We start from the raw sequence: 287 nt of genomic DNA on the forward strand, positions 1-287 counted from the left end.
GTTCGAAACGACGATCAGGGCAAAACTCACGACGCTGTCGACGAAGTCCGCGCTCGCCAAGGCGATCAACTACTCGCTGAACCACTGGGCAGCCCTCACGTTCTACTGTGAGGACGGTTGGGCCGAGATAAGCAACGTGCTTGCCGAAAACGCCTTGCGCTGTGTCGCGCTCGGACGCAAAAATTATCTGTTCGTCGGCTCCGACAGCGGGGGCGAGCGGGCCGCCGCGATGTATAGCTTGATCGGCACGTGCAAGCTCAACGGGATCAACCCGCGTGCCTACCTGG

Annotated in this window: 1 protein-coding gene; it reads left to right on the plus strand. The window is 60.6% G+C overall.

Annotation, left to right across the window (positions count from 1 at the left end; translation table 11 throughout):
• Positions 1–287: IS66 family transposase (locus tag SB771_RS34060; RefSeq protein ID WP_410721924.1), on the plus strand; the 287-nt coding region annotated here is incomplete at both ends.

Origin of the sequence: Burkholderia sp. SIMBA_051 (assembly GCF_046534915.1) — a bacterium.
In the GTDB taxonomy this organism is placed as follows: Bacteria; Pseudomonadota; Gammaproteobacteria; order Burkholderiales; family Burkholderiaceae; genus Burkholderia; species Burkholderia ambifaria.